At 70.5% G+C, this 23,995-nt stretch carries 19 protein-coding genes and 1 pseudogene; 11 read left to right on the top strand and 9 right to left on the bottom strand.

Translation table 11 applies throughout. From position 1 onward, the window contains the following. The first annotated feature begins 76 nt into the window (after positions 1 to 76). Positions 77 to 2,203 carry a choline BCCT transporter BetT gene (gene betT / locus ACTWJ9_RS03005; protein ID WP_443295135.1) on the top strand — a complete coding sequence of 709 codons (2,127 nt, stop codon included), beginning with the start codon at positions 77 to 79 and terminating at the stop codon, positions 2,201 to 2,203. Between the two features lie 50 nt (positions 2,204 to 2,253). On the opposite strand, the gene ACTWJ9_RS03000 is transcribed toward betT (ACTWJ9_RS03005), so the two are convergent. Next, complete coding sequence (locus ACTWJ9_RS03000; protein WP_443295134.1) at positions 2,254 to 3,057, bottom strand: N-formylglutamate amidohydrolase; 804 nt, start codon at positions 3,055 to 3,057, stop codon at positions 2,254 to 2,256. Positions 3,058 to 3,248: 191 nt separating this feature from the next. On the opposite strand from ACTWJ9_RS03000, the gene ACTWJ9_RS02995 reads away from it, so the two are divergent. Next, positions 3,249 to 3,635 (top strand): hypothetical protein, encoded by a 387-nt coding sequence (locus tag ACTWJ9_RS02995; protein WP_388705686.1) that lies wholly within the window; start codon positions 3,249 to 3,251, stop codon positions 3,633 to 3,635. 156 nt (positions 3,636 to 3,791) lie between these two features. Here ACTWJ9_RS02995 and ACTWJ9_RS02990 read toward each other — a convergent pair whose 3' ends face one another. Further along, the gene (locus tag ACTWJ9_RS02990; RefSeq protein ID WP_388705683.1) at positions 3,792 to 4,301 is read right to left on the bottom strand and encodes a hypothetical protein; all 510 of its coding nucleotides are present in this window, start codon (positions 4,299 to 4,301) and stop codon (positions 3,792 to 3,794) included. 88 nt (positions 4,302 to 4,389) lie between these two features. Further along, the gene (locus tag ACTWJ9_RS02985) at positions 4,390 to 5,007 is read right to left on the bottom strand and encodes an allene oxide cyclase barrel-like domain-containing protein (protein WP_443295133.1); all 618 of its coding nucleotides are present in this window, start codon (positions 5,005 to 5,007) and stop codon (positions 4,390 to 4,392) included. Positions 5,008 to 5,621: 614 nt separating this feature from the next. Between ACTWJ9_RS02985 and ACTWJ9_RS02980 the strand changes: the two are divergent. The 3 genes and pseudogenes from ACTWJ9_RS02980 to ACTWJ9_RS02970 all read left to right on the top strand — a co-directional run. Continuing rightward, positions 5,622 to 5,836 (top strand): annotated as a pseudogene (locus ACTWJ9_RS02980) (universal stress protein); the annotation flags it as partial. A 129-nt stretch (positions 5,837 to 5,965) separates the two neighbouring features. Beyond that, entirely contained in the window at positions 5,966 to 7,396 is a 1,431-nt protein-coding gene (locus ACTWJ9_RS02975) for an amino acid permease (protein ID WP_387034703.1), read from the top strand. 318 nt (positions 7,397 to 7,714) lie between these two features. After that, positions 7,715 to 8,392 (top strand): HAD family hydrolase, encoded by a 678-nt coding sequence (locus tag ACTWJ9_RS02970; protein WP_387034492.1) that lies wholly within the window; start codon positions 7,715 to 7,717, stop codon positions 8,390 to 8,392. A 114-nt stretch (positions 8,393 to 8,506) separates the two neighbouring features. Here ACTWJ9_RS02970 and ACTWJ9_RS02965 read toward each other — a convergent pair whose 3' ends face one another. Beyond that, positions 8,507 to 11,296, bottom strand: coding sequence for a glycosyl hydrolase (locus tag ACTWJ9_RS02965; protein ID WP_387034490.1), 2,790 nt, complete (start codon positions 11,294 to 11,296; stop codon positions 8,507 to 8,509). Positions 11,297 to 11,918: 622 nt separating this feature from the next. Here ACTWJ9_RS02965 and ACTWJ9_RS02960 point away from each other — a divergent pair. Continuing rightward, on the top strand, positions 11,919 to 12,710 hold the full coding sequence (locus tag ACTWJ9_RS02960) for an SAM-dependent methyltransferase (protein WP_387034488.1): 792 nt from the start codon (positions 11,919 to 11,921) through the stop codon (positions 12,708 to 12,710). Between the two features lie 125 nt (positions 12,711 to 12,835). On the opposite strand, the gene ACTWJ9_RS02955 is transcribed toward ACTWJ9_RS02960, so the two are convergent. Next, entirely contained in the window at positions 12,836 to 13,639 is an 804-nt protein-coding gene (locus tag ACTWJ9_RS02955; protein WP_387034701.1) for a M23 family metallopeptidase, read from the bottom strand. Between the two features lie 686 nt (positions 13,640 to 14,325). On the opposite strand from ACTWJ9_RS02955, the gene ACTWJ9_RS02950 reads away from it, so the two are divergent. Beyond that, entirely contained in the window at positions 14,326 to 15,294 is a 969-nt protein-coding gene (locus ACTWJ9_RS02950; protein ID WP_387034486.1) for a DUF4232 domain-containing protein, read from the top strand. A 208-nt stretch (positions 15,295 to 15,502) separates the two neighbouring features. On the opposite strand, the gene betT (ACTWJ9_RS02945) is transcribed toward ACTWJ9_RS02950, so the two are convergent. Further along, a complete protein-coding gene (gene betT / locus ACTWJ9_RS02945) occupies positions 15,503 to 17,779 on the bottom strand; it encodes a choline BCCT transporter BetT (RefSeq protein WP_279332454.1) in 2,277 nt (758 codons plus the stop codon). Between the two features lie 638 nt (positions 17,780 to 18,417). Between betT (ACTWJ9_RS02945) and ACTWJ9_RS02940 the strand changes: the two genes are divergently transcribed. Both ACTWJ9_RS02940 and ACTWJ9_RS02935 read left to right on the top strand, forming a co-directional pair. Then, a complete protein-coding gene (locus ACTWJ9_RS02940; RefSeq protein ID WP_443295132.1) occupies positions 18,418 to 18,891 on the top strand; it encodes a hypothetical protein in 474 nt (157 codons plus the stop codon). Then, entirely contained in the window at positions 18,888 to 19,475 is a 588-nt protein-coding gene (locus tag ACTWJ9_RS02935; RefSeq protein WP_443295131.1) for a hypothetical protein, read from the top strand. Before ACTWJ9_RS02940 ends, ACTWJ9_RS02935 begins: the two co-directional genes overlap by 4 nt. Here ACTWJ9_RS02935 and ACTWJ9_RS02930 read toward each other — a convergent pair. After that, positions 19,373 to 20,488 carry an SDR family oxidoreductase gene (locus tag ACTWJ9_RS02930; protein WP_279332451.1) on the bottom strand — a complete coding sequence of 372 codons (1,116 nt, stop codon included), beginning with the start codon at positions 20,486 to 20,488 and terminating at the stop codon, positions 19,373 to 19,375. The two genes, ACTWJ9_RS02935 and ACTWJ9_RS02930, sit on opposite strands and share 103 nt — an antisense overlap. A 98-nt stretch (positions 20,489 to 20,586) precedes the next feature. Further along, positions 20,587 to 21,552, bottom strand: a complete 966-nt coding sequence (locus ACTWJ9_RS02925) for an aldo/keto reductase (protein WP_279332450.1) — start codon at positions 21,550 to 21,552, stop codon at positions 20,587 to 20,589. Between the two features lie 141 nt (positions 21,553 to 21,693). On the opposite strand from ACTWJ9_RS02925, the gene ACTWJ9_RS02920 reads away from it, so the two are divergent. Further along, positions 21,694 to 22,176 carry a MarR family winged helix-turn-helix transcriptional regulator gene (locus tag ACTWJ9_RS02920; protein ID WP_384203834.1) on the top strand — a complete coding sequence of 161 codons (483 nt, stop codon included), beginning with the start codon at positions 21,694 to 21,696 and terminating at the stop codon, positions 22,174 to 22,176. A 39-nt stretch (positions 22,177 to 22,215) separates the two neighbouring features. Beyond that, positions 22,216 to 22,959, top strand: coding sequence for an SDR family oxidoreductase (locus ACTWJ9_RS02915; protein ID WP_279337852.1), 744 nt, complete (start codon positions 22,216 to 22,218; stop codon positions 22,957 to 22,959). Between the two features lie 488 nt (positions 22,960 to 23,447). Here ACTWJ9_RS02915 and ACTWJ9_RS02910 read toward each other — a convergent pair whose 3' ends face one another. Next, positions 23,448 to 23,957 (bottom strand): ArsI/CadI family heavy metal resistance metalloenzyme, encoded by a 510-nt coding sequence (locus tag ACTWJ9_RS02910; RefSeq protein ID WP_443295130.1) that lies wholly within the window; start codon positions 23,955 to 23,957, stop codon positions 23,448 to 23,450. Positions 23,958 to 23,995: the final 38 nt, after the last annotated feature.

Here is a 23,995-nt window from a genome sequence, read left to right as displayed (position 1 = left end):
GCCGCGCATGCCGCCGGCCGTCGAGAGCCGGTGCCCTCGTCCCTGTCCTCGTCCTGAATGAAGGGGGAATTCGACCGTGTCGACCGATGGAGACAAGGGCACCGGAGCCGTGCCGGAGGAGATGGCGGCGGAGGAGGTGCCGATGGGCACGGTCCGGCTCAAACCCGTGGTCTTCTTCGGGTCGGCCTCCCTCATCCTCGCGATCTCGATCTGGGCGATCATCACCCCCTCCGGTGCGGAAACGGTCATCGGCGTGGCGGTCGGCAAGATCTCCCACTGGTTCGGCTGGTACTACTTCCTCGCCGCGACCCTGTACCTGCTGTTCGTCGTCTTCATCGCCTTGTCCAAGTACGGCACGGTCAAGCTGGGCCCCAAGCACTCCAGGCCCGACTACGGTGTCTTCACCTGGGGGGCCATGCTGTTCGCGGCGGGCATCGGCATCGACCTGATGTTCTTCTCGGTCTCCGGGCCCGTCAGCCACTACCTCGCACCGCCGCAGGGCGATCCGGAGACGCTCGAGGCCGCCCGGCAGGCCGTGGTGTGGACCCTGTTCCACTACGGCATCACCGGCTGGGGCATGTACGCGCTGATGGGCATGGCGCTCGCCTACTTCTCCTTCCGGTACCATCTGCCGCTCGCGATCCGCTCCGCGCTCTACCCGATCATCGGCCGACGCATCCACGGGCGGATCGGCGACACCGTCGACCTGGCGGCCATCATCGGCACCGTGTTCGGCATCGGCGTGACGCTCGGCATCGGCGTGGTGCAGCTGAACTACGGCCTGAAGGTCCTCTTCGGCGTGGAAGAGGGGCTGGCCGCACAGATCGCCCTGATCGTCGTCGCGGTGGGGATGGCCACCTTCTCCGCGGCCTCCGGCGTCGACAAGGGCATCCGCAGGCTGTCACAGCTCAACGTCGTCCTCGCCGCCCTGCTGATGCTCTACATCCTCGTCGTCGGCGAACCGTTCCGGCTGCTCAACGCCGTGGTCCAGAACGTCGGGGACTACGTCAGCCGTTTTCCCTCGATGACCCTGAACACCTTCGCCTACGACCAGCCCGTCGAGTGGCTGGACGCGTGGACGCTCTTCTTCTGGGCCTGGTGGATCGCCTGGGCGCCGTTCGTCGGACTCTTCCTGGCCCGCATCTCCCGAGGCCGCACCCTGCGCGAGTTCATCGCGGCGACCCTGATCATCCCGTTCCTCTTCACCGGCCTCTTCCTGTCGATCTTCGGCAACAGCGCCCTGTTCCTGGTGCGCGACGGGAACACCGCGTTCGGCGAAACGGCCATGAACGTCCCCGAGCAGGGCTTCTACAACCTGTTGGCGGAGTATCCGGGGTTCCTGTTCAGCGCCGGACTCGCGACCTTCGTCGGGCTGCTGCTGTACGTCACCTCCGCGGACTCCGGGGCCCTGGTCATGGGCAACCTCAGCGCGGAGCTGCCCACCCCGGTGACCGACGCGCCGACGTGGCTGCGCATCTTCTGGGCGGTGGCGACAGGGCTGCTCACCCTCGCCATGCTCATCGTGGGCGGTGTGCACGCGCTCACCAACGCCACCATCATCATGGGGCTGCCCTTCTCCTTCGTCATGTTCCTGATCATGGCCGGGCTCTATCTGGCGTTGCGCACCGAGCGGATGCGGGCGGAGGCGAGGATCACCACGCTGCCCGGGAGGCTCTCCGGACGTATGACGCAGCACGGTCTGCCGGGGGCGCCGAACTGGCGGCATCGACTGGCGCGGACGATGGCGTTCCCCGGCAGGCGGGCGGCCGTGAGATTCGTCGACCACGTGTGCCGTCCCGCCTTCCAGGAGGTCGCCCAGGAGCTGCGGGAGCAAGGAGCGGAGGCGGAGGTCCTGGAGGGCATCGACGAGGAGAACAGCCTTCCCCATGTCGGCCTGCGGGTACCGATCGGCCCCGGCGACGAATTCCTCTACGAGGTCCGGCCCGTCGTGCTGCCGACCCCCGCGTTCGCCACCCGGTCGGTCAGCACGCACGACACCTACGTACGTTTCGAGGTCCGGCTCGCCGAGGGCAACCAGGACTACGACGTGATGGGGTACACCAAGGAACAGCTCATCGCCGACGCCCTCGACCAGTACGAGCGGCACCTGGAGTTCCTGCGGATGCGCCACGAGGCGGCCACCCGCTCGAGCTTCCCCAGCCACCGCCTGGACGCACCGGACGCGCACCTGCCGGAGGAGTAGGCCCCGCCCGACCCCTGCGCGGGGCCGGTGGCGGGCGGCGGCCCGGACGCCTACTCCGAGTGGGCCGACCGCACCAGCTCCGCCAGCGCCTCCGCCAGCACGGCGAGCCCCGGCCCCGCCGGGCCGCCCGGCTCGTCCATGTACAGATCCCTGCGGATCTCGATCATCAGCGCGCTCACCCGCGGATCCTTCCCGTAGTACGCGAGCGGTACGTACGTCCCCGCGAAGGGGCTGTCGACCCCCGTACCGCCGAAGCCCGCGAACGCCTTCTCCGCGCGGGCGAGCAGCCCGGCCGGGGTGTGGAAGGGGTGCGTGCCCAGGCAGATCGGCGGGCGGGGGCCGGTGCCGTGGAGCTCGTACGGCAGGGGCTCGGTCGGGTACGAGTGCACGTCGATGACGACCGCCCGCCCCACCGCGTCCAGCCGCCCGGCGACCGCGTCGGTCATGGCCTCGGCGTACGGGTGGAAGTACCGCTCCACGAGCGGACGTCCGTCGTGGTCGCCCGGGCGCAGCTCACCTTGGTGCGACGTCCCCGTGTACACCGCCCCCATGCCGACGGCCAGCATCTCCTCCCGCTCGTCCGGGAACCGCTCGGGGTCGACGACCAGACGGGAGAGCCGGTTCACGAACCGCCAGGGCGTACCGGAGGGCACCCGGCCGGCGGCCAGCTTCGCGATCTCCGCCGTGTGCGAGTCGGTCATGTGGTCCAACTCCCGCTCCAGGGCGGTGTCGTCGAGCGTGATCCCGCTCCGCACCTCCGCCGGCACGACCCGCGAGGAGTGCGGGACGTGCAGGATCACGGGGGAGTCGGGGGAGCCGGGCAGCAGCTGGAAGGAGGGTGAGGTGTCGTGCATCGCGGATGGTGCTCCTTGCGTCGGATCCGTATGGGTCGTACGTCGGGAAGCAAGCGCGCTTCCCGCCCTTGGACGGGGATGGGGACAGGGGGACTGGTGCTTCCGACGGAGTCCCCCCGGCCACCGCCGGAAGCACGGACACCTAACCATGGAAGGGAAAGCGTCGTCAATCTTTCACGTGTGAGAGTGTGATGGTTTCGTCGGGGGTGGTCCTGGGGCCCAGCCGGCAGACCGTCATGGCGACCCTGGAACGGTTGTGGGACACGGTCGCCACTCCCGTCCTCGCCCCCCAAGCCCCTGAAGGCACAGGCGACTTCGCCGACACGACCGAACGGCAGAGGTGCCGGGTGTGGTGGTGCCCGACGGGTCCGCTGCCTCTCCTGCCGGTGCACGCCGCCGACCACCACGCCCCCGCGGGCGACCGCCCGCACGACGAGGTCCTGGAGCGCGCGGTGTCCTCGTGCATGCCCACGCTGTGCGCCCTGATCCGGGTCCGCCGTCGGTCCTCGCCCCCGACCGGGCGCAGCGGCTGCTGGTCCTGGCCCTGCGGGACCCGCCACCGCACGCACCGACGCTGAACCCGCCGCCCGCCGCCCGCCGCCCGCCGCCCGCCGCCCGGTGCTCACCGGGAGGCGGAATCGCTGCGGCGTCGGTTGCCCGGCCGGCACGCCGGAGGACTTCCGGCACGTCGTCTCCCCCTGTGGACGGCGGGCGACGACGGTGCCCGGCCGCTGTCAGGCGGGGATGATCTGCCCGTTCTCGATCCGGAAGTCCTCGGTCGGTGAACAGCCGATCGACGGCGTGATCAGCAGGCTGACGGCGACCGGTGCGGGCTCCGTACCGGCGGTGGAGAACTCGCACACCGCGTGGCGGCCGGTCAGCGGGAACCAGAACCAGGCATCCGCCTCACCGACCAGAGCACGGTCCGACTCCCTCCACACACCGTTCTCGAAGGTGAAGACCTGGAGGCGCACGGATGCCGCGAGCGGATCGGTCTGCGACCGCAGAGCGGTGAGTGTGAACTTGGCGTCCCCGTCCAGGGTCGATGTGGCGATCTGCCGGCGCTCCGCCGCCCGGGAATCGCTCTGCGGTTCCTTCTCCTGACCGGCCGTCGGGCGGGTCTGCGGGTCGGCCGGCAGCGGGTTCGGCGGGCCACCGGTGGTTGCGCCGATCGTGACGGTGGCGGCCGTGGCGGTGACCAGGGCGACGCCCCAGTTCAGGAGTGTGCGGAAGTTCTTGCTCACGACGTCTCCCTGTGTGGTGAGGGGTGCGGGTCGCGGACCGCTGCTCTCGCCACCGTGTTCCGGGCGGCGGCGGCACCGCCTGGCGCGGCTACTTGCCGGAGGAGGACAACGGTGTGGGCATCGGCGCCTCGGACGGACTGCGACCGTCCCCGGTCCGATGAGGCTGCACGTCGAAAACTTCGAAGGTGAGGTGCCAGGTCGCCGGCGTCAGCACCCGTTGTGTCACCTGGCCACGCGCCTTACGGAACTCTCCGGTGCCTCCGGTGATCGCGTTGACGACCGGGCTCGGTACCGGAATTCCGGTTTGCTCGCCCTGGACGGTGATCTGTCCTTCCGGCAGCACCGCGGTCGACGAGCACGGTCCCGTGTCGCGTTCGAGGTCGGTGAGGGCGCAGGACCCGCTGAAGCGTCCGGCGAAGCGGTCTTCCGGCCCCTCGGTCGAGACCAGATCCCCGCTGAAGAGGAACTGGTCGCCGACGCTGCGGCCTGGTGCACCCAGATCCAGCTCTTCGCCGACGTGCAGCCGGGCCTCCACGCGGAGGGTGCGGCTTTTCGCCGAGGAGCCGTCGGCAGGGTGGGGTGCCGCGGTCCCGGCCGTCTTCCGCGGGACCACGTCGGCCGACGCGGATCCGATGAGAGCGAGCCCGGCAGAGCCGCCGAGAACCGCAACGGCGAGGAAAATGAAGGGTCGGCCGACGAAGCCCATGGTCGCCTCCGTGGTGGTGGGAAGGAACAGAGTCAGGGCCGCCCGGGCTTGGTCCGGCGCCGATGCCGCCGGACGACGACGCCTGGGGTCGGTTCACAGAAGGCAAGGCACCCGAGCAGATCCAGGGACCGTGGGCGAGAACGTACGAGAAGGCCCGCGGCGTTACCGGGAGAGTTCGTCATGGTCCCTCTTGGTGTGACGAATGTCGTCCGGATGCGTTCATGACGGCCCCTCCTTCCAGCGGAAACATTAAGGGCGGTGACGGCGACGTGCTCCACAGCGGGCCAGGATCGGGGCCATTGGGGTGCATTCCCGGTGACAACGGGAAGAAGGCCACCCGCGGCGCTGTCTCCCGCACCGCCGCCCTCGTCGCCACTGCCGCCGGGCTCGCACCCACCGACGAACGGCACGAAGGCGAGATCCGACGGCACCGGGGTCTCGGACGATGACTTCACCGCACCCCGGCCGCGGAGTGGACCACTGTGCCGGGGCGCGTATCGAGTCGTGATCACTCTGCGGGGCACGGACGGACCGAAGGCCGTCGTCGTCGGGTGGACGGCTCCGACTCCTCGATACGGGCCGCCGCGCAGGCCGCCGGCCTCGCCCGGTGGCTCCGGGAGACAGCCGAACGGCTGAAGGGGGTGCCCGGGGTTCGCCGGCCGTTCCCCACGTTCCGCGACGACCCGTACGACGGCCTGGTCAGGGCCGTCGCCGGGCTGAAGGCGGACGCGGTGGTGGGTGCCGCCGAGCAGGCCGGCCCCCGGGGCGTCGGTTCGGTCGCGGTCCACCTGGTCGAAGCGGACGATGGCAGGTGACGGTGGTGCCGTAGGCCGGTGGGCCGGACCGACCGCCGCCTCGCCGCGGTCCGGCCGCGTGCACGGCGGTCCTCCCCGACCCGGCGGCGCCGAGCCGACATGATCCGCCGTCAGCCGTTGCCGTAGGCGAAGAGGTGAGGCACATGGCCGGGCTCCGGGCGGGCGAGGGCATTCTGCGCCGTAAGCCCATCGAACACATCGAGGAGACGGAAGCCGGTGAGGGACCTCGGCTGGAGCGGACGCTGGGGCTGTGGCAGCTGACCGCGATCGGTGTGGGCGGCATCATCGGCGCGGGCATCTTCACCCTCGCCGGTACGGTGGCCAACGGTACGGCGGGCCCCGCGGTGCTGGTGTCCTTCCTCATCGCGGGCGTGGCCAGCGCGGCCGCGGCCCTGTCGTACGCCGAGTTCGCGGGCATGATCCCGAAGGCGGGTTCGGCCTACACCTACGGCTACGCGGTGCTCGGCGAGTTCGCCGGCTGGTTCATCGGCTGGGACCTGCTCCTGGAGTACACGGCGATCGTGGCGGTGGTCGCGATCGGCATCTCCGGCTACTTCAGCTTCCTGATCGAGGACATGGGCGCGCAGCTGCCCGCCTGGATGCTGGGCGCGCCCGGCACCGGTGCCGGGCACAAGGTGGACCTGTTCGCGGCGCTCCTGTGCCTGCTCATCGCCTGGCTGCTGACCCTCGGCATCCGCAGTGCGGCCCGCTTCGAGACGATCGTGGTGGCGCTGAAGGTGCTGGTCGTGCTGGTGGTGATCGGGGTCGGTGTCTTCCACATCAACACCGCCAACTACCACCCGTTCTTCCCCTACGGGATCAGCGGGGCGTTCACCGGTGCGGCGACCGTGTTCTTCGCGGTCTTCGGCTACGACGCGATGTCGACGGCGGCCGAGGAGTCCAAGGACGCGCGGCGGCACATGCCGAAGGCGATCATCTACTCGCTGGCGATCGCGATGGTGCTGTACGCGGCGGCCTGCCTGGTGCTGACCGGCATGCAGAACTACAAGGACATCGACAAGGAGAGCGGCTTCTCGACCGCCTTCCAGTCGGTGGGGCTGGACCGGCTGGCGGACGTGATCGCGGTGGGGGCGATCATCGGCATCCTCACGGTGATGTTCACGTTCATGCTGGGTGTGACCCGGGTGTGGTTCTCCATGTCCCGGGACGGGCTGCTGCCCAAGTGGTTCGCGAAGACGCACCCCACGCGACACGTGCCGACGCGCGTGACGTGGATCGTCGGGGTGGCGTCGGCCGCCATCGCCGGCTTCCTGCCGATCGAGGAGGCGGCCGAACTGACCAACATCGGCATCCTGCTGGCGTTCGTGGTGGTGTGCACGGCGGTGATCGTGCTCCGCTACCGGCAGCCGGACCTGCCGCGCAGCTTCCGTACTCCGGGGATGCCGTTCGTGCCGGCGCTGGGTGTGATCTTCTCGATCTGGCTGATCACGTTCCTGCAGTGGCAGACCTGGGTGCGGTTCGTCGTCTGGTTCCTGATCGGGTGCGGGGTCTACTTCTCGTACTCGTACAAGCGATCGGAGTTGGCCAAGCGCCAGGGCGGTGTCGAGTCGTGATCGACGAGTGGTCCGGATGAGCCTTCTGTTCCGGCTGCCGCCGCAGCCGCCCGGGGTGCGGGCCGTACTCGCCGACCGGCAGGTGCCCTCGCGTCACGAGAGAAGGCCCACCGGTCCGGGCCCGCCGCGAGGGTGGATCCCGCAGCTTGAGCACGACTCGATGCGCACCTCGGGCAGCTGACGAAAAGCGCCCGGGTCCGAGATCGTGGACAATCCGACTGTCGGCGGCGCCCATGGCCTGTGGCCCGGCCTGCGGCCCGGCCTGTGGTCGTGCCGCGGACGCCGTCGCGGCTCCTTCTGCGACCCGGAGGAAGATCGATGAGCGAGAAGCGTTGGGTCACCTTCGACTGTTTCGGCACCCTCGTGGACTGGCGCCACGGCATCGCCACCGGCATCGAACTGGTCGCGCCCGGTAAGGGCTGGGAGCTGCTGGACGTCTACAACCGCCACGAGCCGCAGGTGCAGCGCGAGCACCCCTCCATGCGCTACGGCGACGTCCTGGCGGAGGCCCTGAAGCGCACGGCCACCGAGGCGAAGATCGATCTGCTGGAGGACGACGCCCGCGTCCTGACGGCCGGCATCCCGTTCTGGCCGGTCTTCCCCGAGACGCGGCAGGCCCTGCGCGAGCTGCGGGAGTCCGGCTGGAACCTCGCCCTGCTCACCAACTGCGACCGCGTCATCATCGGCGAGACCCAGCGCCGCCTGCGGGTCCGGTTCGACGCGGTCGTCACCGCCGAGGACTCCGGCGCCTACAAGCCGGCCCACGACCACTTCGAGCATTTCGAGAAGTCCCTCGGCGTCACCCGTGACCGCTGGGTGCATGTGGCGCAGAGCTACTTCCACGACATGGTTCCGGCCGGTGAACTCGGCATCACCCGCGTGTGGATCAACCGTCTCCACGCGAGTGACGACCCCTCGATCGCGCACGCCGTCCGCCCCGACCTGAGCGACCTGGCCGCCACGGTCGCCGAGGTCCACCAGAGGCTCAACGGCTGACCTGCGGCCGCCCCCGCCCGTCTGATCCGCCGACAGCCGCTCCCCAGCGTCCCGGGCATGCCGGTGCGGCGGGCATCGGCCGGATGCCGATGCCCGCCGCCGGTTTTCGCGGGTTCAGCTGTAGGGGATCACCAGTACGGACTTGTCCGTGCCCGTCTGGAGCTTCGAGGTGCCGTTGCCGATGGCGCTCCACACCTCGAGGCGTACGGTGCCGCCGTTCAGGTTGCCCGGTGTGCCCGTGGACGCCCTGAGGCCGCGTGCCTGTGTGTACTCCTCCCAGCCGGTGACCGGGTCGGTCGCGAAGTAGTGGTACGTCTCGGTCCGGTCGAAGCTGCCGTCGCCGGTGAAGTCGTAGCTGATCCGCGCCTGTTGGCCGAGGCCGACCGTGGTGCCGGCGTCCACCTGGAGCCGGAAGGCGGTCTGCGCGCCCGGGGCGAGCGTGCCGTTGACGCCGCGGACCTCGTAGACCAGGGGCTGGTACGGGGTGCCGTCGCGGTTGGTGCCGCCGGCGGAGGCGATGGTGTCACTGCCCGCCGTGCCACCGGTCGCCGTGGTCAGGGCGCCACCGCTGCGCAGCTGGAAGGTGTTGCCGGTCGGCGGTTCCGGCTCGGGGTCGGGGTCGGGGTCCGTGGACCCGGTTCCGGTGCCGGTCGCGGTGGAACGGGCCGGCACGGAGAGGGTCTTGCCGTCGGAGAAGGTCACGGTGCGCGCCGTGGCTCCGTGGTTGTGGGCCGCGTAGGTGCGGGCCGTTCCCTTGGTGAAGACGGCGGAGGTGGGGATGTCACCGGTCACGGTGGCGTCCGGGGCACCGAGGGCGGCGAGGGTGTTGATCCAGTGGTAGGTGTGCGCCTTCGACTCCCCTTCCTCCGGGGTGTAGCCGGCGTGGCCCGCGTCCCACTTCGCCTTGGCCGCGGCCGGGTCCGCGAAGGACTCGAACTCCCAGAGGAGGTCGCGCCATTCGACGGCCGGGCCGCCGTTCTCCCGCTCCATCTCGGCGATGTTGCGCCGGATCGCGGCCTTCTCACCACCGAGGTGCAGCGAACCGCCGGTCACGGGCAGGACGTTGATGCCGTGGATCTCCTCGGGGTTGGCGGTCCACCAGGTGGCGTAGGCGGCGCCGCTGCCCCACACCATGCCGGCCGTGTCGTGGCCGAAGGAGGACGGGAAGACCTGCTCGTCGGCGTCGAACCAGTACTGGGCGATCGACTCCGACTCGGTGGTCAGCAGGAAGGTGCCGAGGTCACGCAGCGAGGTGTCACCCGTGGCGGAGCCCCACAGGACGAGGGCCGCGCTGAGGTTGGTGGACTCGGAGGAGGACTCCTGGTTGTTGCCGGCGGCGAAGCCCTGGTGCCCGGAGGCCCAGCTGTGGCCCGCGTAGACGTCGAAGCCGCGCAGGAAGGGGAAGGCGGTGTCGGTGCGGCTGGGGTTGGCGGTGTCCCGGACGAGGGTCTTGACCATGCCGCCCCAGGCGGACTCGGCGGCCCAGCCCTGGTCGTACTGGGCGACGATCGCCGCCGCGTAGACGTAGTAGCTGTAGTGGAAGTGGTGGTCGTTGAGCTCGGTGTCGCTGCCGTAGGAGGCGGGGTAGCCGGTGAGCGTCTTCCAGTCCTTGTCGTAGCTGAACTCGTTCGCGCCTCCCGCGGTGAACCAGTCCTGGAGCTTGCCCTTCATCAGGCCGAGCAGCCGGTCGCGGATGCCGGTCTCGCCGATCTGGTCGGCCACCGGGACGAGCTGGGCGAGGCGGCCGAGGGCCTTGCCGGTCCAGTAGGTGTCCGTGGCGCCGGAGAAGGGGTCGGAGGCGTTCACGACGTCGTTCAGGTACCCGCGCAGTCGGGCGGCGTCCACGCCGTTCGACTTGGGCAGCGCGGGCAGCACCGCCGCGGCCTTCTGGCTGGTGGTGAAGGAGGCCGACTCGCGGACCTTCATGGTGCCGCGCGGTGAGACGTAGGTGTGGGAGGTGAGGGGGTCCGTGGTGTTCAGCCACTGGTGGCGGTAGAGGGCCTGGAGCGTGCCGCGCTCGGTGCCTTCCTTCGCCTCGGTGGTGAGCGTGTAGGTGGCCTTGACGGTGCCCCCGGTGTAGTTCCAGGTGGCCTTGGAGTCGGTGACGAAGCTGTAGGCGTACTTCTTGAAGGTCGCCAGCGCGCCGGTGGACGGCAGCACGGCGACGGAGAAGTAGTCCTTGGAGCCGAGACCCGCGGTGACGGTGGAACCGGCGACGTTCCAGTCGCTGCCGGTCGGCGCGAAGAGGGCGTAGTGATGCCCGGCGACGGTGATGCCGAGGACGTTGCCCTGGTCGGCGAAGACGGTGGGCGCGCCGGCGGTGGTGATCTGGGCGTTGCCGCCGGAGCCCTTGGCGTACACGAACGGGGAGCCGTGGCCGATGGTGGTGCGCAGGGTGCGGGCGCCGTCGGACCAGTAGGGGGTGACCGTCCAGTCGGACCAGTCGTCGGCCTTGGTGTCGGGGGAGTTGAGGCCGGTCAGTCCGATGGTGAGGTCGCGCTTGTGGGCGTACTCGTACTGGCGGCCGTCACCGACGATCGCGGGGGTCGTCGGGTAGCCGACGTCGAGCCCGCCGGATGTGGCCTGGTAGGTGAGGGGGTGGCCGTACATGGGGGTCGAGTACGGGTTGTCGCCGTAGCGCTGGAAGGCCAGGGAGGACCACCAGTCGTTGGTGGGCACGGGCCGGTTCCGGGCGGCGGCGGTCAGCTTGGGCGTGACCGGGGCACCGGTGTTGGTGGTGGGACCCGACGTACCGGCGGGCCGGGTGTCGGAGTAACTGCCGGAGCCCACGGGGACGGTGGCGGCGGCCGCCGGTGTGGCGGCCGGGCCCAGGCCGACGACGGCGAGGGCTGAGGACAGCAGCAGCACTACTGCCGGTCTGGTGCGGGCGCGGGGGGATGGCATGGGGCACCTCACGTCGTGACAGGGGGGAGTCTGAGAGCGCTCTCAGGTGGCCGGAACGTAAAGCCGCTGTAATGCACGTGTCAATACTTTGAACACGGCGGGCGGGTGGTACCGGACCTAAACCCCGTTATGTCTTCGCGTCTTGACGGTGCGAGCGCCCCCGGAGGCTCCCTTCCGGCGGATGCCGGAGAGCCCCTCGTGCGCACGAACCGCCCTGACGCCAGGGCGGTGCCCCTGCGGGTGGTGCAAGGGATCTGAAGGTGCCACCGAGGGCCGGGACCGGCCGTGCCGCTCGGCAGCCTCGACACGTGCGACACCGGGACACTCACCCACGCCCCCCGGGGAGGGCACACCGTCCCGAAAGCGTGAGCACTTCGGCCACCACTGTCCCGATGCCGCTCATTCGAGTGCTCACATGACACCTGTCCGCCGACTGCTCACGCTTTTCCGCACGGCACCCGTCCCCGGCCTCGCGGCCCCGGGACCGCGCAGCTCCCCGCGCCGCGCGCTGACGGGCGGAGCGGAACTCGGCCTCCGGCCACCGGAGATCCGATTCACCGGGTGCCCGATGGCCCGAACACCTATGTTCTGGAGTATCGTCCACCCAACTCGTGGAGTACGTATGTCACTTGAGCGTCCGGTCATCAACAGCAGCGTGCCGCACTCCGCCCGGATCTGGAACTACTGGCTCGGCGGCAAGGACCACTACGGGGTCGACGAGGAGGTCGGGGACCGGATCGCGAGCGCCAACCCCGAGATCCTCGACATCGCCGTGGCGCAGCGGGCGTTCCTCGTCCGGGCGGTGGAGTACCTCGTCGGCGAGGCAGGCATCCGCCAGTTCCTGGACGTGGGTACCGGCCTGCCCACCGCGGACAACACCCACGAGGTCGCCCAGCGGCTCGCCCCCGAGGCCCGGATCGTCTACGTCGACCACGACCCGGTCGTCCTGGCCCACGCCGCGGCGCTGCTCACCAGCACCCGCGAAGGCGCGACGGACTACATCGACGCCGACCTGCGCGACCCGGAGAACATCCTGGAACAGGCCACCAGGACACTGGACTTCACACAGCCGGTCGCACTGATACTGCTGGGTGTCACCGCCCACATCACCGACGACACCGTCTACGGCCTCGTCGGCCGTCTGATGGACGCTCTGCCCTCCGGCAGCCACCTCGTGCTCTGCGACGACACCGAGGTCCTCGACCCGCAGCAGATGCGCGAGATGATCGAGCAGTGGAACGCGGCGAGCGACAACCCCCGCATCAACCGCAGCCCGAAGCAACTCACCCGGTTCTTCGCCGGTTTGGAGTTGCTGGATCCCGGCGTCGTCTCCGTCTCCCGGTGGCGTCCCGGCCGGTCCGGCGAGCCGGCCGTCGAGGTCGACGACTTCGGCGGCGTGGCACGCAAGCCTTAGCGCCGGCCCACTGCGGCGTCCACGCCCGGACGGTGACGCCCGCGGGACGAGGGCCGGCGCCCCGCACACCGGGCCCGGCCGCTCACGAGGGAGCGGCCGAACCCGGTACATTCGGTGACGAGACGTCAGCAGTTCGGGATCACGGTGCCGTTGTTGTCACGTGCTTCGTCGTTGCCCCAGCGCGACAGGTAGTACGCGGAGACGTACGCTCCACGCCCGTTCTTGCCCGCGTAGGTGGTGTCGAGGTCCGTCTTCAGCCACCAGTGGTTGTAGGTGCCGTTCGCGCCGCGGATCTCCTGGCCCCACACCTTGCAGTACACGTAGTGGGTACCCGCGTTCAGCACTCCCTGCGCGTCGTTGGTGTTCGGCTGCGCGTAGCCCGTGGCGTTGGTGAAGGTGTCGACCCAGTACGTACCGGTGCCGGTGCCGCAGCCGTTGTCGCTGGTCAGGTGGTAGCTGCCGTACGAGCCGGGGTAGGCGAGCGAGGTTCCGTTGATCTTGATGTTCTGGCCGACGCCGTTGTAGAGCTGCTCGTAGTGGATGTGTGCGCCGAAGCTGTTGCCGGTGTTGCCGGTGGTGCCGATCCGCTGCCCCTGGCCGACGTACGAGCCGCTGGCGACGGAGAAGGCGCTCAGGTGGAAGTAGTACGTCTGCCAGCCGCCGCCGTGGTCGATCTTGATGTAGTTGCCGGCGCCGTTCGCCTGGTAGTGCCGGGTGGCGGTTCCGGAGGCCGAGGCGAGCACGGGCGAGCCGTTGGTGGTGCCGCCGTCACTGCGGACGAAGTCCAGCGCGCGACGGACCTCGGCCGAGTGGTGGCTGTACGTCCATTTCTGGCCACAGGCGAAGGGTGCCTTGAAGAGGGGCGCCGCCTGCGCGGGCGTCGCCGCGAGCAGGCCGCCCACGAGGGCCACGAGGCCCAGCAGGGCCATGCGTATCGATCGCAATGCTGTCTCCGAACTGCGAAGTGCGTGGAGGATCGGTCTCCTCATGCGCGGACGGGCCCAGAATGCCGAACTTTGACGTGTGCGCAGCAGTTCCCTCGGCGGAGTTAGGGGAGTCCCTAGAGCACGCCGACGAGCCGTCCACATCGTCAGCGCTTTTCGGACGGCGGGCTTCCCTCCCGTCGGTCGGCTCGCTGTGGCACATCGACGACGTGATCGGGGCAGACGTCGCCCGTACGGCCGAGGCCCCGCACCGGGCCGTACGCACCCTGCGCGACACGTGTCCGCAGCCCCGAGTCTGTGGGCCTCCCGGGTGTACGCGGGTCCCGGGAGGCCTGCGGTCAGAGGGGTGTGTCAGGGGCTGCGTATGCTCGAGACCGTGGTGGAGGCGGAGAACCGGAAGCGGTAAGTCAACCTGTTCGCCGAGGAGTTGGAGGGGTTGGAGGGGTTGGTCCGGTGAATCGGTCTGGTCGGCCGATTTTGCGGCTGCTGTCCCGGTCGCTCGTCGGGCCGAGCATGGACCGGGGGAATCGACGAACGGGGAGTGGCCGCTTCTGGGGCCGCATTTCCCCGACGTCTCCCGGATGTCTCCCCGCCCCCGCTTGTGACGCCCCTGTGACCGGAACTGTGGCCCCGTCGCACGCGCAGGGGCCACACCCTGATGGGATGACCGGATGAGCAGACCCACCGACCTCCGCCCGGCTCTCGCCGCCACCACCCCCTTACTGTCGGTTCTCGTCGCGACCGCTCTGCTGCTCACGGCCTGTGGGACGGAGCGCGCGGGTGCCGGGAGCACCGGCGCGGGCACGGCCGCGTCGCAGAAGGGAACACAGACCGACGATCCGGGCAAGGACGGTGTCCGGATCATTTCGCTGACCCTCCCGTCGGCCTCGCCCTCGCCCACCCGCAGCCGCTCCGTCTCCGCCGAAGGGCTCACCACGGGGTCGGACGCGGACTCGGGGGTCTCCGCCGGCTACGAGGTCACCAATGAGGGCACCGAGATCCTGACCTACTCGATCGTCTTCACCTTCAAGAGCGGCGACGGCGGGGCCGTGACCAACCAGACCGAGACCGTGCGCGACGTCGGCCCCGGCCAGATCGTGCGGGGCGCGGTCCGGGCCGGGGAACTGCCGCCCACCGCGCCGCGGGTGACGCAGGCCGAGGTGCTCGAAGTGACCAAGGTCCCCGCGGGCGAGGCACCGGCCGAACCGGGCACGTGCCCCGCCTCCGGAATCCGGATCAGCACCGACGAGGGCGACGCGGCCATGGGACTGCGCGTCGTGGGCCTGCACCTCGACAACTGCGGCACGCGCGCCTACACCGTCGAGGGCTACCCGCTGCTGGAACTCCTGGACGAGGACCTCGAGCCCGTCGACGGCGTCGAGATCCTCGACGGCAGCGGCGAGATCACCACCGGCGCCGGGCCCGACGAACCGCCCCGGCCCGTCACGCTCGAGCCCGGCGAGTCGGCGACCGCCGGCCTGCTCTGGCGCAACACCACCGAGTTCGGTACGCCGGTGAACGTGCCCCACGTGCGGGTCCGGGCGAAGGAGGGCGCCGACCCGGTAACGGTGACCCCGCACCTCGACCTCGGAACCACCGGAAAGCTCGGGGTCAGACCCTGGGAAAAAGCGGAACGCTAGACGGCGCCCCTCACTTCGTCGACCGTGGGGCCGGGGCGATCCCGCGCCGTCCTCGTCGCGGTCGCAGACGACGAACTCCTGGGGACGCGGCCGGCTGTCGTGGGGGTGGCCCCAGGGGCCCGGGCGGTGCCCGCCACCGTGCACCTGAGCGAAGGCGTGGGGTGCGGAGCGGCCGGCGCGGGCACCGGCCGCTCCGGTGGAGCGGTGCCTACGCCTTCGGTCGGCTGTCCGCCGTGTCCGTGCCGGCGCCGTTCTGCGGCTCCGCGGGCTCCACCACCGGGGTGGCGCCCGTGGTGGTCGCGGGTGACGGTGTGAGTACCGAGGCGTAGTCGTGCTGGGTGGAGTAGGTGAGGAAGCCCAGGTGGGCCTCGTAGCGGTCCAGGACGTCGTCGATCACCTGCTGGTGGGACAGGCCCATGAGGTCGTATCCCTCGGAGCCGGTCTGGGTGAACACCTCGACCCGGTAGTAGACGTCCGTCTGGCGGGACATGCGTCCGCCGAACATCGGCACCGGGGCCTCGACGGCCTGTACCTGGTAGTGGAAGTCGCGGTGCTCGGGGATCGTGACCACCAGTGCGTGGCCGGAGATGTCGGTGTGCTCGTTCGGGACCGGGTCCAGTGTGGCCTGGTGGTCCTGCTTTCCGAATTCGCGGACCACGTCGGCCAGCGCCGGCTGCACGGTGCGCTCCATGAACTGGGCCACCTGCTTCTTCGAGGGGTAGGAACGCATCCGCTCCAGTCGCTGGCGCCAGGTGCGCTCGGGCACGTGGCCGCCGTGCGCCGCCGTCGACTGCCGGCGCAGGATCCGGCCCTCTCGCTCGGCCCGCTCCATGCGCAGGGCCTTGGAGAAGGAGGCCATCACCAGCCAGGCGATGACCGTCACCGGCAGGGCGAAGATGAGCGTCGCGTACTCCATGGTGGTGACCCCGCCGGCCACCAGCATCGCGATGGTCAGCACCGCGGTGAGCACCGCCCAGAAGACGCGCAGCCACTTCGCCCCGTCCTGCGACGGTTTGGGGATCGAGGAGGAGAAGTTGGACATCACCATGGCGCCGGAGTTGGCGCTGGTGAGGTAGAACAGCAGGCCGGACAGCGTGCCGAGGCCGATCAGGAAGGCGGCGCCGGGGAACATCTCCAGCAGCGCGAACCAGCCCTTCTCCGGGCTGTCCACGGCCTGCTGGGCGAACTCCGTGTTCCCGTCCAGGACCTGGCGCATGGCGCTGTTGCCGAAGATGCTCACGAGCAGGAAGTCGCAGAGCACCGGGGCGGTGACGGCGGCGATGACGAACTCGCGCAGGGTGCGGCCGCGGGAGATGCGAGCGAGGAACAGGCCCACGAACGGGCCCCAGGCCAGCCAGAACGCCCAGAAGAACAGGGTCCAGCCGGCCATCCACTCGGAGCCCCCCTCCTGGTAGGCGAAGGTCTGCAGGGTCCGCTCCGGCAGCGAGAAGACGAACCGGCCGATGTTCTCCACCAGCGCGTTGAGCAGGAACGCCGACTCTCCGGTCACCAGGATGTACAGCAGCATGGCCGCCGCGCTCCAGATGTTCAGCTCGGAGATCAGCCGGATCCCCTTGTCCATGCCCGAGGTGCAGGCGGCGATGGTCATGATCACGGCCACGACCACCAGCGCGATCTGCAGGGCCAGGCCCTCCGGGAGGCCGAACAGCCAGGCGAAGCCGACGTTCAGCAGCACGACGCCGATGCCCATGGAGGTGGCGACGCCGAAGACGGTGCCGACCAGGGTGACGATGTCGATGGTGTCGCCGATCCCGCCGCGGACGCGCTTGCCGAGCAGGGGGTACAGGGCGGCCCGGATGGACAGCGGCATGCCCCATCGGTAGGCGAAGTAGCCCATGGCCATGCCGAGCAGCGAGTACATGGCCCAGCCGGCCACGCCGTAGTGGAACATGGTCCAGACCACGGCGTCCTGGGCGGCCGCGCCGGTCTGGCCCTCGCCCGTCGGTGGAGCCATGTACTGGGTGATGGGCCCGGTGACGGAGTAGAAGAGCATGTCGATGCCCACACCGGCGGCGAACAGCATGGCCACCCAGGTGAAGAGCTTGTACTGCGGCCGGGAGTGGTCGGGGCCGAGCCGGACGGAGCCCTCCTTGGACAGCGCGACCCAGAGGACGAACACGATCACCACGGTGATGGTCAGGACGTAGAACCAGCCGAGGTTCTCCGCGATCCAGGCCACCATGGCCCGCATGGTGTCGGCGGCGTGCCCGGGCGCGAACATGGCCCAGAGGGAGAAGGCGACGATGACGGCCGAGGAGATGACGAAGACGCGCCAGTTGACCTTGGGGCCGGGCTCCTCGATGAGTTCCGCGGGGGCCTTGCTGAGTTCCTGACTGGAGACGGGAGGACGGTTCTCGGCCTCCTGGCCTGGGCGCCGCCGTTCGGTGCCGCCGAGGTGGCGGCGTTCGATCGGGGCCTTCGGAGGCTCGCCTCCGGGGCGGGGCGTGTGTACGGCTTCGGGCATGCAGTCCTCCTCCTGTCGGCGACGGGTTCAGGCGGGCGCCGGCGTGGGCAGACGTCCGCGGCCTCGATCCGAAGGGATGGGGGAGGCCGTGCACAGTGGGCGCTCTGTCGTGGGGCCCCACCTAGCCATTAGAACGCCTAACGAAATGATCTCCGTGAGTCGCTCGGATTCGGCAGAGATCTCAGACGTCGGCTGTGACCTGGGCTTTCGCCGTGCTCAGGTAGCGGTTGGAGGCTTCGTGTCCGGTGGGTGAAATGTGCCTTATTTCACCGTGGAGCCGGGTGTGGTCGTACCGGTCGGTCGCTGACGCGCGGTGAGGGGATCAGCCGTGCTCCGGTGCCTCGCGGGCGACCGCGGGACCGTCGCTCTCCCGAAGGACCGGCGAGCCGCGCCCCGTTTCTGACGCATCCGGCGGCACGCGGCACCCGTGCATCCAGTTTTCCGAGCCGGGACGGGGCGATGCCCTCGCGGCCCACCCCGCACGGACCCCCAGGGGCCTCCGCCCGCTGTGACGTGACCGTGACCGGAGGAGTGGCTTTCGCCACAGACGGTCCGGTGCGGTGCTGATGAGGTGACCGCATGCGTGCCGTGCCCCTCTTCGCTCAAGCCCCGCTCCCGCTCGGACGGGGGTGACGGGCGTGCTGCTGGCGGGTTTAGGTCTCTCCGTGGTCTGCGCCGTCGGCGTGCTCGTCGCCGCGGTGGGGGTCGTCGCGATGGCGTTCCCTGGCCGGCCCGAGCCCTGGGCGGTGTATCTGCTGCGCCGCGCGGCGGCAGCGGCCGGGTGGGCGGCCGTGGCCGTCTACTCCCTGGGGCTCTCCGGCGTTCTGCTGTCGGAGCACGGGTTCAACAACGGCGCGGACTCGATTCCGGCCCCGGCCTGCCGCGACAGCTTCGACGCGGAGACGAGACAGGGCCTCTCCTACCACCGGTCCTCGTACCTGCCGCTCCGCTTCGACTGCGTCCGCGACGACGGCACCGTCTACTCCAGTGAGCCCGGCTACGTGTGGATGAACGGGGCGACCGCTTCCCTCGCCCTGGCCGCCGCCCTGCTCGTCATCGGCGCGGGCTACGCCACCGAGGTCCGCGCCCGGAAGGCCGCGGCGGTGTCATGACGCTGCTCCCGGTCTTCGTCGGGCTCGTGGTCGGCTGGGTCGCGCTGCGCGGGCTGCTGGCGCATCCGCTGCTGCCGCTGTGGGTGCGGACCTCGGTGTTCTGGACGGTGCCGCTCGGTGCCGTCACCTGGGTCGTGATCATGGTGGCGGACGATCCCTTCCTGTTTCCGGAGACCGATCCCTGCCTCAGGGAGCCGACGGGGGAGGGCGTCCTCGGGCGCGGGAAGGGATCGGGAGTCTCCACCCCGTTTCCGCCGCGGGCCTCCTGCCAGTGGGAGGACGGCACCGTCCGCGACCTCACGCCTGAGGCCGAGTTCGTGTTCTGGGTCCTCTTCGCCCTGACGGTCGTACCGCTCGCAGCGGGACTGTGGCACGCCCTGCGGGATCCGAAGTCGTTCCTGCACCAGGGACATGCGGCGGTACAGGACGGCCTCTTCGCCGGATGCCCCTGGCCCTCACCCGCGACCACGGACCCGAGTGGTCACCGGTCGTGGAACGGCGGCAGCACTTTCTGCTCCACCAGGCGGTCGAACCGTTGCAGCAGCCGCGTCTCGGTGTCGAGGGCGTCCGCGAATCCCGCCTGACGGATCTTCACGGTGGAGGTGATGTTGTCCGCCTCGTGGTGGAACAGGAAGTCCCCGACCGGCCAGGCGACGAGCTTCTCGTACGGTGTGGGGACCAGTCCGTGACGGTCGACGAGTCGTCGCCACACGTCCGCGCGGGTCGGCATCGCCTCGGTGAGCGACATCTGCTGGGGCGGGGCGTAGTCCATGCCGAAGTGCTCGGCGAACCGCGGCCAGAGGCCGGACCAGCGGAACTGGTCGCCGTTGGTCACGTTGAAGACCTGACCGGCGGCGCTGTCGGCTGAGCCCGCCCACACGGTCGCCCGGGCGAGCAGCTCGGCGTCGGTGGTCTGGTACAGCACGTCGTAGGCGGCGCGGGTGCCGGGGAACCGCATCGGCAGGCCGAGTTCCTTGCAGATCGCGGCGTAGACCCCGATGACGAGCAGGAGGTTCATCGGGTTTCCGGTCGCGTAGCCGGTCACTCCCTCGGGACGCAGCGCGGTGAACGTGAAACCGCGTTCGGCGGCGGCCTGCCGCAGGAGGTCCTCCTGGGTGGAGTAGAAGTGCGGGGCGACGAGCCGCGGGTCGCTCTCCTTCGCCGGCGTCGTGAAGTACCCGAGGTGGTGGCCGTAGGCCTTGCCGCCCTGGTAGAGCGTGACGTGGCGGAGCGGCGCGCCGGCGGCTCGCAGCGCGTCGAGGGTGTTGCGCAGGAGCGCGTCGTTGACCTCGATGAGTTCGGCGTCGGTCGGCTTCTCGACGTAGGCGGCGAAGACGAGGTGCGTGACGTCGCGGAGGCCGGCGAGGCCGCTCGTCGCGCTCTCGGGGTCGAGCAGGTCGACGCTGTGGTGCTGCCAGGGCACGTCGTCGAGGGCACGGCGGCTCACGCCGTGGACGGTCCACCCCAGGCGGGTGTACTCGCGGGCGGCGTAGCTGCCGATGAGGCCGCCGTCTCCGGCGACCAGGACGGTGCCACCGTTCACGGGCAGGTCGGTCAGTCCGAGTCCTGGCGTGGTGGGGGTGGGGGGCATGGTCATGGGCGGGATCTCCGTTCGTGGGGGGAGGGCCGCGGTCCGGCCGGACGGATCTCGAAGCGGCCGGGCCGGCCGGGGAGCGACCCGGTGGGCGGCGGCGCTCAGGCGAAGGGCTGCGACACGGCGTCGAGAGCGGCGAGGTCGGCCTCGGTGAGCCGCAGCGACGGCGCGGCCAGGAGAGCCGGAAGCTGCTCGACGGTGCGGGCCGAGGCGATGGGCGCGGTGACGCCCTTCGCGAGCAGCCACGCGAGGGCGACCGTGGCCGGCTCGGCGGCGTGCGCCTCGGCGACGCGGACGACCTCGGCGACGACCTTCAGGCCGGGTTCGGAGACGTAACCGTGGGCCTGGCCCTGGCGGGCCCGGCCCTCGAGGTCGGCGAGGGAACGGTACTTGCCGGTCAGGAAGCCCGCGGCCAGGGAGAAGTAGGGGAAGACGGCGGCGTCGAACCGCTCGGCGACCGGACGGTAGCCCTGCTCGTGGTCCTTGCGGAAGACGAGGTTGTACTGCGGCTGGATCGCCACCGGCACGGCGAGGTTCTCCGCGGTCGCGTGCTCGAACCAGCGGAGCATGCGCTCGGGCGTGTGGTTGGAGAGCGCGATGTGACGGACCTTGCCGGAGCGGACGAGCGCGTCGTAGGTCGCGGCCTGGTCCTCGATCGCGACGTTCTCGTCGTCCTGGTGGGAGTAGAAGAGGTCGACGTGGTCGGTGCGCAGGCGCTTCAGGGAGGCGTCGAGCGCCCGGGTGACGGTGCCGCGGTCCTGCTTGTCGAACGGCGGGAGCATGCCGACCTTGGTGGCGACGACGACGTCGTCGCGGTTGCCGCGTGCGGCCATCCAGTCACCCAGGATCGTCTCGGACTCGCCGCCGGTGTGGCCCTCCGCCCAGACCGAGTAGACGTCGGCCGTGTCGACGAGTGTGCCGCCGGCCCGGACGTAGGCGTCGAGCACGGCGAACGACTCCTCACGGCCGGAGGTCCAGCCGAAGGTGTTGCCGCCGAGGACGAGCGGAACCGAGGTGAAATCGGTGCGCGGGACGGAGACGAGATCGGTCTGGACGCCGGCTGTCACGTGGAGCTCCTTGCTGTGGTGCGTGTCGTGCTGTCCCCGAGGGGGTTTCCCGCCCTCAGGTCACGGAATTATCACTTGCCTCGGAAAGTAACTGTATGAACCAATGACTTTCCGTGTCAAGTGACTGCTAGGGTGTCAGTCATGGAGTCCGAGCAGGAAGCGCGCTGGCTCGCGCCGGAGGAGTCCGAGGCGTGGCTCGCGCTCTGGACGATGACGGTGTGGCTGCCCGTGCGGCTGGACGCGCAGCTCCGCCAGGACTCCGCCCTGAGCCTCCCCGAGTACCACGCGCTCTCGCAGATCTCGATGGCGCCGGACCGGACGCTCCGGCTCAGCGAGCTCGCGGCCGTCGCGAACATGACGCTGTCCCACCTGTCGCGTGTCGTGTCGCGCCTGGAGAAGGCCGGCTGGGTGCGGCGCGTCCCGGACCCCACCGACGGCCGGTACACCCTCGCCAGGCTGACCGACGAGGGATGGCACAAGGTCGCCGCCGCGGCACCCGAGCACGTCGACGCCGTGCGCCGCTACGTGTTCGACAGGCTCACGCCCGAGCAGCGGCAGGCCCTGGGCGAGGCGGCGGCCCACATCGTCGAGGCTCTCGACCCACCGGGATTCGCGCGAGCCTGACCGGCCGCGAGAGACAGAGGAGAGATCACCGTGCGGACCATGCGGATCGCCGTCGCCGGAGCGACCGGGAACATCGGGGCCCTCACCGTCGCCGCCCTGGAACAGGCCGGACACCACGTCGTGCGCATCAGCCGCTCCCTCGGCGTGGACCTGACCACCGGCGACGGCCTCGACGCCGCCCTGACCGGAGTCGAGGCCGTCGTGGACGCCACCAACTGCACGGCGACCGACCGGGACGAAGCGGTGGCGTACTTCGGCACCACCACCCGGGCGCTGCTCGCCGCCGGGGAACGGGCCGGTGTCCGCCACCACGTGCTGCTCTCGATCGTTGCCCTCGACCGTGTCGAAGGCAACGCGCACTACGCCGGCAAGCGCGAGCAGGAGCGTCTCGTGACCGAGGGGCCGGTGCCGTGGACGATCGTCCCGGCCACCCAGTTCCACGACTTCGCCGCGATGGTGACGAGCTGGACCGAGCGGGACGGCACCGCCACCGTCGCGCCCCTGCTCATCCAGCCGATCGCGCCCGCGGACGTGGCCGACATCCTCGCCGAGATCGCCACGGGCGCACCGCAGGGGCGTTACCGCGAGGTCGCCGGTCCCGAGCCGCAGGACCTGGTGGACATGGCCCGGCGCACCAACGACGCGCGCGGCCGTACGGTCAAGCTCGTACCGACGTGGTCGGCACTGTTCGGCCCGGCGATGGCCGGTGAGGTGCTGCTGCCCCGTGCGGGCGCCCGCCTCGCGCCGACCACCTTCGACGAGTGGCTCGCACAGCAGCGATAGCGTCCCCTTCCACAGCTTCCCCCTTCCACAGCGCCCCGCGCCGCTGCGGTCGCGGCAGCGGGCCACGACCACCCCGGGACCTCCACCGACGCCGCACCCGGCGGTGACGCCGTTCGGTGCCGCAGGTGGCGCAGACCTGGGGCCCGGGTCGATGAGGCCCCAGAGGGTCCAGCCGCCGACCTTCCAGCCGGGAGCGACGGACAACTCGTTCCGGTGGAACCGCTCCGGGGCGTCCTCGTGGGAGCCGGGCACAGTGGTGCTCTGGGCCACCTGCTTCTTCGAGGGGTAGGAGCGCATCCGCTCCAGTCGCCGGCGCCAGGTGCGCTCGGGCACGTGGCCGCCGTGCGCCGCCGTCGACTAGCGGCGCAGGATGCGGCCCTCGCGCTCGGTCCGCTCCCTGCGCAGGGCCTTGGAGGAGGGGCCATCACCAGCCAGGCGATGACCGTCACCGGCAGGAGGGCGGCGCGGAGGGCTGACCGGGCGCCGGGTCAGCTGCCGCAGGCGCAGCCGGTGGCGGCCTTGGCCTCGGCCGGGGTCCGCGCCGGGTCGGCAGCCTGTTCGTCGGGGGTGCCGCAGGCGGTGGTGCCGCAGCAGGCCTCGGGGGTGGACGCGGCGCTCTTGCCGAGGCTGCCGGCGTCGGCCTTGACGACGTAGACCTCCCACGGCTCCTTGCCGGGACCGGTGACCCACACCTTGTCCTGCAGGGCGTAGCAGCAGGAGGTGTCGTTCTCCTCGAAGGTCGCCAGGCCCGTCTCCTTGAGCCGGGTGGTGGCCGCGGTGACCTCCTCGGTGGAGGCGACCTCGACGCCGAGGTGGTCCAGGCGGGTGTCCTCACCCGTCTCGCCCTCGATGAGGACCAGCTTCAGCGGGGGCTCGGCGATGGCGAAGTTGGCGTAGCCCTCGCGGCGCTTGGCGGGCTCGGCGCCGAACAGCCTGGAGTAGAAGGCGATCGAGGCTTCGAGGTCGGCGACACGCAGGGCGAGCTGAACGCGGGACATGACGGTCTCCCATCTGGAACCACTTTGTTTCGACGTCT

This window comes from Streptomyces sp. GDS52 (genome assembly GCF_052246875.1).
GTDB classification, from domain to species: domain Bacteria; phylum Actinomycetota; class Actinomycetes; order Streptomycetales; family Streptomycetaceae; genus Streptomyces; species Streptomyces cathayae.
Note: the sequence above shows the minus strand (reverse complement) of the source record. Positions and strands in the feature narration are given on the sequence as shown.